Here is a 9,635-nt window from a genome sequence, read left to right on the forward strand (position 1 = left end):
TAAAGTCTGCTCGTGCAATGTCGCTGCTTGATCTTCACCACGAGCACATCATCCTAGACTATGGATCATCCATTCCAATCCAACGTGATGAGCTTCCAGGCGATGAACGAATCAAGCTGTACCGTGTAGAAGACTCTTACTGTAAATGGTGGCTGACACACTCCTACAACCTAGCCTTTGCATTAACGAAGGGTGATTACATCCTGAAGCTAGATGCCGATATTTTCCCATCGCAGATCTTCGCAAAGAGGCTATCTACGCATTTAGAGGAGACAAAAGCACATCTGATGTGTAACCGACTCACCCTTCAAGATTGGAGCCTTCCCTCACATCTGTTCACGACTAACGGGTTGTTTCTTTGTAAACGAACAAGTCTCGAGCAGATCGGAGGCTTTAACCCCTACATAAAAGGCTGGGGCTGGGATGAAATCGACCTCTATTCCAGATTTTTCTTGGCTGGATTCCCTGCATGCAGGATTCCTCAAGATGGTTTAAGCGTTATTCAACATGATGATGACAAGAGAGAGATACTACCCCCAAAGGTAGATAATCTGCTAGCATCGCATTGGGAAAGATACCATGGGCAGATTGACTCGAGGAGGCTCATGATGGTTCACAACGAAAAGAACAGACAAATTGCGGTTTCTTCAATTACTAAGCGGATCTCCTGGCCCACTCCCGATGACTATAGAATGGAATATACTAACACATCGACCCTTCCTGATCTTCCTAGAATTAGACTATTTGAAAAGAATGAGAAGTGCTTATTTCTCCTTAGTCTTGCCCGACAGCTCATCAGCCCAACAGGTCCGAAAGAGGCCTGGTATCGAATACTCCGCAAGATTGGGCGAGGACCATATACATTATCCTATGCTAAAGTATTGCTAGATGCTTATGGTGTTGATACGTCATTAGTCTCCTGACCTGTCGCGGCTGCTCCTGTCAGAAAAGCTGTCGTCTCTCTATCCCAACCACAACTTGCACCATGGCGATGCATGGAGGCATTCACTGCGTTACTCCGGCATGACTGTCAAAGCTGGCATTCAGAGTCAGATGAGACCACCTCAAACAGAAGGGGATAGGTCAAATATTTGAGAGATCATGAGATTTGGATATTGACCTTGTAAAACTGAAGGAAGGCTTGCCGATTGAACAGGGAGGTGGTGCAGGCATCAGATAAAGATCACGGCAGTTGGAAGCGCTTCAGCAGATTTCCCGCCACTGGCGCGCACTGCCGGTCGTTCAGTTGCCCGCACGCCGGAGGAGATGATTCGTGAGTATATAAAGCGCTGATGACGCTCACATGTGTGATTAAAGCTCGGCGGAAGTGATGATCATCAGCATCCACACGGTGGCGCAGGTGCTCAGAAAAGCCCTGGCTAAATCTATGCTCGTAATCGCTCCGGAGCTGATGCTTGCCGAGGGGAAAGATGTGCTGTTGAAGATCCATCGAGCCGACGTCCTTGGGATCATCGGTCGCTAGAGTCTTCTGATAGATGTCCGTGAATTGATCAATGGTTTTGCATGGAATCTGCATCACCCCATTTGTGCCAATCGCAATCTGCTCCCGGTACGGCTAAAAGCTCCTCAGATGGATACAGCTGATCGCCGCCTGCAGAGTCTGGCCGCGCAAGTGCTTCCCTGAGTTCACACTCTCATATCTGCTCTGTTCGCTCGTTGCTGCGGAAGGAGAAACCGGGTGGAATTGTGGAACCAGCAAGGGCAGGGAACAAGATGGGACGTGGATCAAGTCCTAACCAACCCGCCGTTGTTCCCCAGGGCAACCGGCAAGAGAAAGTCTGTGATGCCGAATTCCTCGACGAACTCCAGCTCGCGGCAACATACCAGGCCGCCGCCCGCAGAATCACCGATGCGATGCCGCCTCGCAAGCTCATCTCGAAGAGCTGGTACCGATTAAGATCTGCACCCCAGCCTTCCGATAGATGAAGGAGATGACGGTGCTAGCAGACAGGATGTTCCGCTGGCCTGCTTACCACTTATAGTGGATTTTGAAGAGAGAGAGCAGGATTGCTACGAGCCCAGAGGATGTGCCGTAGGTGTCAATCTTCACCACCAAGAAGATGACGCATGTCGTCATCTTGGCACAGCTGCGTAAGGCCAGCACTCGGTTCGAGCACGTCAGTCAGCGCAACACGGATCCGACGTCTGAACTCCTCGCCTCCATAAGCGGGGTCGCCCTTACTGGGCTAAAAAAGTTACAACGATCGCCGTTGCCGCCCCAAGCCACTGGGCCGAATTTCCATTGCATGACGCAGACCGACGCGATTGAAGACGGACTCTTCGTTGATCATGACCGGCTCGATGGTGATGACCTGCTTCTGGACCTCGGTGGGAGGAATCGACAAAGGATCAGGGCTACCCCGATCCTGGTACAGGAGATCGCCACGGAAGTGCTGATGCACTTCCAGGTATGGGTACTGAGGTCAATCGTGTAGAAATGAGGCCGGCGTAGATGGGCATCACCGTCCACGATCGTGTGATACAGACCTTGGCGCACCGAGATTTAGGAGGTGGGGCACTTCTCTGCCGATAGATGGTGGGGACCATCGTAAAGGTCACCTGGTCAGATGTGGGCGGACAATAGCGAGGGCAGGCGGCGAATGCTGGGGGTCAGTGGAGCCTTTGTACGGAGCTTGCTTTGCCCTGAAGCTAATGGTGTTGATCGTATATTACCTTTCTGTGATCGTTAAGCCCCGGACATGAGCTTTACCACACCCTTACTCCTCATCGCCTGGCGGCGTCCACACACCACCAAGCAGGTGATTGATGCGATCCGGATGGCAGCACCCACCCGGATGTTCGTGGCCTGCGATGGGCCCAACCTAGAGCGGGCCGGGGAAGCGGAGAAGGTGGCGGCCACCCGGGCACTGATCGAAAAGGAGATTGATTGGCCCTGCTCCATCGAAAAGCTATTTTCCGATTTAAACCAGGGGTGCTGCCTGGGCCCAAGTCGCGCCATCAACTGGTTCTTTGAGCAGGTTGAGGAAGGCATCATCCTGGAGGACGACTGCGTACCCCATCCCGACTTTTTCCCCTACTGCGCTGAACTGCTGGAGCGCTATCGGAACGACGAGCGGATCTGGTGCATCAGTGGCAACAACTTTCAGGATGGCCACTGGAGGGGAGATGGCAGCTACTACTTCAGCCGCTACAACCACTGCTGGGGTTGGGCCAGCTGGCGCCGCTGCTGGAACCAGTACGACAGGGAACTCAGACAGTGGCCGAAACTCAAGGCCTCAGGGCTGATGGAGGGGATGTTTGAGGATCCGACGGAGCGAGCCTATTGGGGCGCGATCTGGGATCGACTTGTTAGCGAGGGCCAACCGGATACGTGGGACTATCAGTGGACATTCACCTGCTTGGTGAATGGAGGGCTTGCAGCACTGCCAAATGCCAACCTAGTGAGCAACGTGGGATTTGGAGCCGATGGCACTCATACAACCCTAGAGGCTGAACCCACGCCATATGGGGAAGAGCAACTTCTACCGTTGTGCCATCCCACGTTTGTTCTGCGCGATACTAGCGCGGATCGTTTCTCGTTCGAGCATCATTTTGGTGGAGCCACTATTCGCCAAAGACGCCAAGTCCTCCCGCGCATGAAAGCGCGTTTGCGGCATCTCTGGCACCAATTTCAACCGGCGTCTCAGTGATCGATCTCAACCGCTACAGCCTCAAATCAGACGAGCGCGCTGCAATTGAAAAGTTTCTCGCGCAAGTAGGCCCGGATCCTTCCCTGGAGCAGCTTTGGCAACTGATGGATCAAAGCTGGCACGCCTGTGGCTGCGACAATCGCGATCCGGAGCCCGATCGGCTGGCCGCCTTCTACCGCCATCCGGTGTGGCTGCTCAATGGCATGTTCATCGAGCAGCACGTCGTGTCGTTGGGCCATCGCCAGGCAATCGCTGCAGCAATAACCGCTCTGGCGCCGCAGCGGGTGGTGGACTTCGGCGGTGGCTTCGGCACACTTGCCCGCTTGATGGCAACTTCCATGCCCCGGGCCGAGATCGACATCTGCGAGCCCTACCCACCGCGCCACGGCATCGAGAGCTGCAAGCCCTACGCCAACATCAGTTTCACTCCGGAACTCACCAGCAAGATCTATGACGTATTTGTGTGCACCGATGTACTTGAACACGTGCCGGATCCCCTTCCCCTGCTAGCGGCAATGGTTGATGCGGTGTGCCCTGGCGGACAACTGCTGATCGCCAACTGCTTCTTCCCTGTGATCACCTGCCACCTGCCCTGCACCTTCCACCTGCGCTACAGCTTTGACTCCTTCTGCCGAGCGCTTGGGCTGGAAGTTCTGGGGCCGTGTGAGGGCAGCCACGCCACTGTTTACCGGCGCTCCCAGATGGTAGAGCCGGATTGGCCAAGCCTGCGGGCGATGAATCGGCAGTCGCAGCGGCTCTTTCCCTGGAGGGAGTGGCGAGGGCGACACCTCAGCCCATGGGGGCATCGAGCGCGGCTGGTGATGGCCCAACCCTTGCACTACCCGCGAAAACTGTTCAGCGCGGTGAGGCCTGGCCGTTGAAGATCCTCCATTTCAACGCGTCCGACATCGGCGGCGGCGGCGCCCGTGCCGCCTACCGCATCCACCGCTCCCTTGACGTGGATCCCAGAAACTGAATCAGCCCTTATGAAAGCTTCACTACCGGCCAGACTTGGCCAGGAGAAGCCCCATGAAACGCAAGCGCCACACCCCCGAGGAGATCATCCGCAAGCCGCACACTGATGAGCAGCTCCTCAGCCAGGGCCAGACCGTCGCCGATGTCTGCAGGAGCCTGTAGGTTTCCGCGCCCACCTAGCACCGCTGGCAGCAGCTCTACGGCGGCATGAAAGCCACCGAGGCCAAGAGCCTCAAGGAGCTGGAGCAGGAGAACAATCGGCTCAAGCGTTTGTTGGCTGACGCTGAGGTCAATGAGGCGATGCTCGAGGAGCTGGCCGAGGGAAACTTCTGAGCCCGGAATCGTTCCTGCAGAACTGTCGCTGTCGCAGTTCTGCAGGAACGATTCCGGGCGTCCAAGCGCCGTACCTGCAGTCTAGTGGGCCAGAACCGCACCACCCAACGCCGGCCGGTGCCGGTGGCGGCGATCGAGGAGCAGAAGCTGCGCCGACGGATCCGTGAGCTTGCCCTGCGCCATGTACGCTGGGGCCGGCAACTGGTGTAGCGTCGGCTGCGGCTCGACGGCTGGAACGTGAACCACAAGCGGGTGCAACGGATCTGGCGGGAGGAGGGGCTGAAGCGACCCCTGCATCGTCGTCGGAAGCGCTCACGCCCTGCCGACGTCTCAAGGGAGCTGCTGAGAGCTAAGTACCCGCACCACGACTGGGCGATCGACTACCCGTTCGATCAGACGATGGATGGCCACACGCTCAAGTTCCTCAATGTGGTTGATGAATTCAGTCGCATCTGCCTGGCGATTCGTGTCAGTCGACGTTGCACAGCTGTTGAGGTAATCGACACGATCGAGGAGCTGCTCAAGCGCTCTCCACCACCCACTCATCAGCACATGGACAATGGCCCTGAGTTCATTGCGCATGCACTTCAGGAGTGGTGCACAGGCAGCCGTTCCGGCACGACATAGATCGCGCCAGGTTCACCCTGGGAGAATCCATTCGTGGAATCATTCAACAGCCGGTTTAGAGATGAATTCCTAAATATCTAGCTGTTCACCTCAGTGCCGGAAGCCAGGCTGTTGGTAGAGCAGTACTGAATGGAGTACAACACCTACAGACCGCATTCGGCGCTCTAGGGGCGTACGCCCCTGGTGACCCTCCAGCAGTGGAGAGCGGCCTGACAACCCACCAGCTCTCATAGGAACTGGACCAGCAATGGGGGTCACGCCAGCGTCAGGCCGCCGAGTATGCCAATGGCCATCTATTAACGTGTGAATATGGCGAGGATGCACCTTCTAGTCTCAATACCTCCCACACTTCGTGGCATTAAGTATATTTCAGAGATAAAGGATAGCCTTCAGAACCTAGCAATTCAATCTTGGAAAGACAGCGGATTCATTCCACTATCCGTCAATACTGATGCCGAGCTACATCGACACCCATACCATTCCCAAGAGCTTGCCAAGGCTGGGGTTAAGGTCATTCCAATTTTACCCCAACCAACACCTTATCCAGACTATCTGCCAAGCTTGCGAGCAGCTCTACTGAGAGTCATTGATGCTTACCCAGAATCGGTGGTCGCCGTTACAAATGCAGACATCATCTTCACCATAGGGGAATCGGAATTATCAGCACTGCAACTGTTAAGCGAAGCCGATTGTTTGCTAGCGCATCGCACTGATATTGATTCGTTGACTAAGAACTCCGCCATCTTCTCTGAACAAAAAGATAGCTACGAAAATCCACTGGTCTATGGATGCGGAATTGACTTTGTCGCAGCTAAGGCGAAATCGTTCAGGGAATCATTACATTACCTCTCTGAGAGCCTAACCCTTGGCCTCCCGTGGTGGGACCTTTTTCTACCGCTTGCATTGGTCGCTTCAAAGCATAAGTTGCATCATCTCGATTCAACTAGATTCCTTCACCTACGTCATGATGATCGCTGGGATGATTGTTGGTGGAATCATATTGGCAAATGCTCCGCCAAGCATTTTCACTCAACAGTCGGAAAGAATGATGCAGCAGCACACGTGATTGAGTGGATAAATTGCTATACAGAAGTCTCAACACAACTACGTACTTTGCATGAGATGTTGCGAAGGTTTAGGAGTCTTTTACGCGCTCCACGACATAGAGAGAGGCATGAAAAGTTACTCGATCCACGGCTTCTCGAGCTAGCTAAAATCACTGAAAGGCTGGTTTGCGCTCCTGACATGCAGGGGCAAAAAGATCTAGAGGTCGCATCCAGAATCCCTGTTACGCCTCTCAATGATTAACGTACTTCATTACAATCCAGTTGACATCCACGGAGGCGCTGCTCGAGCTGCACATCGGATATTTCGAGCTCTTGTCTCATGCGAACAATCTGTAGGCGTAAATGCTTACATGCGCGTCAGCAGAAAATATTCAGATTACATTGACGTAATTGGTGGTCTTCACTCAGAGCCTATAGCAAACAGGGTTGGTAGAAAGTTTGCGAACATCACATGCAGATTCACGGATTCTCTCAAGGCATCATTTAAGTCTGCCAATCCAAGTGCACTCGATTTTTGCATCAACGACTCGTTGCTTGGAGACGAGCTGAATCAAGATTTCTTTGATATTATTCATCTTCACTGGCTTGGCAACTACCTTGGAGTCAATTCTCTTTCGATCGAAGAAATCGGCCGACTCAGCAGACCCGTAGTCTGGACACTTCATGACATGTGGGCCTTCTGTGGAGCCGAGCATTACGTGACTCCACCGCCGGCCAGCGATGAGCGTTTCGTCGATGGTTACCTCGCTACCAACCGCCCAACCCACGAATCCGGACCCGATCTCAATCGTCACACCTGGGAGCGCAAGCGCAAGGCTTGGAAGCGGCCAATGCAGATCGTCTGTCCAAGCACCTGGATGGGAGACTGCGCGCGACGCAGCGCCCTGATGCGCAGCTGGCCGATCTCCGTGATCCCCTATCCGATCGACCTGCAGGTTTGGGCCCCGTGCGATCAGACCCAGGCTCGCACCTTGCTCGGCTTGCCGTTGGCTCGTCCCCTTGTGCTGTTTGGTGCAATCGGAGGCACCGGAGATCTACGTAAGGGGGCCGATCTACTGCTCGACGCCCTCGGCCATCTAAGAACCACGGACTACGACACAGCACTAGGCAAGCCCGAGCTGGTGGTGTTCGGCCAGAGTCGACCTGCCGCGACGCCTAAACTTGGCTTTCCGGTTCACTACGTCGGCCATCTCAACGACAACATCAGCCTGCGCCTGCTCTATGCAGCTGCCGACGTGTTCGTGATACCCTCCCGCCAGGACAACCTGCCCAACACCGCCCTGGAAGCTCACGCCTGCGGCACCCCGGTGGTGGCCTTCCGCAGCGGTGGTCTAGTCGACATCGTGGAGGATCGAGGCACGGGTGCCCTGGCCAAGCCGTTTGATCCGGTATCGCTGGCGGCCGCAATCACCTGGGTGCTGGAGGATCCCCAGCGCCGGCATCAGCTCGGCATCACGGCCCGGCAGCGGGCTGAGCAGCTGTGGAATCCGAAGAGGGTTGCGGGGCTGTATGCGGAGGTGTACCGAAATGCGGTGACATCTCAATCCAAAATACTTCTTACGTGATCCCAACACCTTCGACTACGTCATATCAGTCACTACCATTGCGGTGCCAGCCTATGCCCCAGGCCAACTGCGGCTGGATGATGGAATCGTGCTCAACCTCGATCAGCGGTATCGCTACACGCAGCTTTGCCTCGGCCTAGTCATGGGACTAGCCAGCCCCAGCGCTAAAGGGGGCCATGGCGTTCACGCCCTTCGGCAGTAGTCTTACTTCCTATAAACTCAATGGCCCTCGCCTAGGCTGGCTGAAACCGCTGCAGCCTAGGGAACAATCTGACGAGATCTGAACGGCCAGCGACGAACCCCAGCGAGATAGCAGGACGAGATTTTGGATGGCAGACCTGAACTCCACTGGATCCGCCTCGCTCGCGGAGAGGTTACAACAGGGAGAAAGAAGCAGTGACTGCTGCTCGGATTGAATGTCACCACCTAGGCAGTCATCGTTCCGATGACTGTGCTGCTCTAGGTCAAGAACTTTTTGAGCAGGTCACTGCCCGGCTAGCTGTTATCCTCTCACTGAGTAGTTACTCTGCAGAGCTTAAACAGATCGACTCGGCTCCAATGGTGTGTTGCAGCGGCTCCACTAAACCTTTGCATCCTCCCCCAGTACTCACATTGCCAATGCTCTCCTTTCCTACCAACGTCCAGCTCGATCCAGGCAGCATCTACGGCTGGAACAAGCTCAACGAAACCAGCTTCCTCTCAGCTCTTTTCCACTGTCTAGAGGAGGAGATGGGCCCAGATTTCAACAAATTTCATTTCTTCGTGTTTAGCTCACATGATCCCCACTCAATCCCGGCCTCCGCCCAGCTCGACCTTCCTAACAAGGTCCTCTTCTTTATTTCTGATGAGAACCCTTCGATTGATTCAACCCGCTCTCTGCAGCTGAATTATCGTTGCATCTTCAAGGGTTATCTGCCTCATGAGTTGCCAGGCACCACCATCCATCCTCTTCATCCTGGATATGTTGGAATTCTCCCCGAGTATCCAATCAAGCCGATGAGTAATCGGACAGTGGAGGCGTTTTTCTCAGGAAACCTCAACAGCAACCGCTACGGACTTTATCGCGCCTTGCATCCCCTACTGCAAAGCGTTCCTTCGGGCGTAGTCAACCGTCTGCTGCGCCAATTACCAGGCCGTTGGCGTCGCCACACTCTCGATCGCTGGCTGAAACCGCCCTCAGCAGAGTCATTCATTCGCTTCACCAACGGATTCCGCCAGGGCCTTTCCCCTGCCGATTATTCGCGACGCCTTTATGGTAGCAAGATCGTGATCTGCCCACGCGGCTTTTCCAGTAGCGAGACCTTCCGGCACCTCGAGGCGCTACGTGCGGGTGCCGTCGTGGTGTGAGGTGGGTGCCTTTTATTGGACATCCTGGGCCCCTGTCATCGTTAACCCTG

Annotated in this window: 11 protein-coding genes and 1 pseudogene; 11 read left to right on the forward strand and 1 reads right to left on the reverse strand. The window is 54.9% G+C overall.

Annotated elements, in window-relative coordinates; all coding sequences use genetic code 11:
- Positions 1–17 precede the first annotated feature (17 nt).
- Positions 18–923: a glycosyltransferase family A protein gene (locus ACWJI7_RS13430; RefSeq protein ID WP_479938626.1), complete on the forward strand. Its 906-nt coding sequence runs from the start codon at positions 18–20 to the stop codon at positions 921–923.
- A 260-nt stretch (positions 924–1,183) separates the two neighbouring features.
- Here ACWJI7_RS13430 and ACWJI7_RS13435 read toward each other — a convergent pair whose 3' ends face one another.
- A complete protein-coding gene (locus tag ACWJI7_RS13435; protein WP_479938628.1) occupies positions 1,184–1,540 on the reverse strand; it encodes a hypothetical protein in 357 nt (118 codons plus the stop codon).
- Between the two features lie 517 nt (positions 1,541–2,057).
- On the opposite strand from ACWJI7_RS13435, the gene ACWJI7_RS13440 reads away from it, so the two are divergent.
- The 10 genes and pseudogenes from ACWJI7_RS13440 to ACWJI7_RS13485 all read left to right on the forward strand — a co-directional run bounded on the left by ACWJI7_RS13440 (position 2,058) and on the right by ACWJI7_RS13485 (position 9,585).
- Positions 2,058–2,456 carry a hypothetical protein gene (locus tag ACWJI7_RS13440; protein WP_479938630.1) on the forward strand — a complete coding sequence of 133 codons (399 nt, stop codon included), beginning with the start codon at positions 2,058–2,060 and terminating at the stop codon, positions 2,454–2,456.
- 264 nt (positions 2,457–2,720) lie between these two features.
- Positions 2,721–3,671: a glycosyltransferase family A protein gene (locus ACWJI7_RS13445; RefSeq protein ID WP_479938632.1), complete on the forward strand. Its 951-nt coding sequence runs from the start codon at positions 2,721–2,723 to the stop codon at positions 3,669–3,671.
- A complete protein-coding gene (locus tag ACWJI7_RS13450) occupies positions 3,668–4,552 on the forward strand; it encodes a class I SAM-dependent methyltransferase (RefSeq protein WP_479938634.1) in 885 nt (294 codons plus the stop codon). Before ACWJI7_RS13445 ends, ACWJI7_RS13450 begins: the two co-directional genes overlap by 4 nt.
- Before the next feature lie 289 nt (positions 4,553–4,841).
- Positions 4,842–4,979, forward strand: a pseudogene (locus ACWJI7_RS13455) (IS3 family transposase); the annotation flags it as partial.
- An 84-nt stretch (positions 4,980–5,063) separates the two neighbouring features.
- Complete coding sequence (locus ACWJI7_RS13460) at positions 5,064–5,189, forward strand: hypothetical protein (RefSeq protein WP_479938636.1); 126 nt, start codon at positions 5,064–5,066, stop codon at positions 5,187–5,189.
- A 42-nt stretch (positions 5,190–5,231) separates the two neighbouring features.
- Positions 5,232–5,606: a DDE-type integrase/transposase/recombinase gene (locus ACWJI7_RS13465; protein ID WP_479938638.1), complete on the forward strand. Its 375-nt coding sequence runs from the start codon at positions 5,232–5,234 to the stop codon at positions 5,604–5,606.
- Positions 5,607–5,687, forward strand: a complete 81-nt coding sequence (locus ACWJI7_RS13470) for an integrase core domain-containing protein (RefSeq protein ID WP_479938646.1) — start codon at positions 5,607–5,609, stop codon at positions 5,685–5,687.
- A 228-nt stretch (positions 5,688–5,915) separates the two neighbouring features.
- A complete protein-coding gene (locus ACWJI7_RS13475; protein ID WP_479938640.1) occupies positions 5,916–6,914 on the forward strand; it encodes a hypothetical protein in 999 nt (332 codons plus the stop codon).
- Positions 6,915–7,023: 109 nt separating this feature from the next.
- On the forward strand, positions 7,024–8,238 hold the full coding sequence (locus tag ACWJI7_RS13480) for a glycosyltransferase (RefSeq protein WP_479938641.1): 1,215 nt from the start codon (positions 7,024–7,026) through the stop codon (positions 8,236–8,238).
- Positions 8,239–8,856: 618 nt separating this feature from the next.
- On the forward strand, positions 8,857–9,585 hold the full coding sequence (locus ACWJI7_RS13485) for a hypothetical protein (RefSeq protein WP_479938642.1): 729 nt from the start codon (positions 8,857–8,859) through the stop codon (positions 9,583–9,585).
- Positions 9,586–9,635 lie beyond the last annotated feature (50 nt).

It is taken from the genome of Cryptocyanus atlanticus LEGE 06306 (assembly GCF_056633155.1).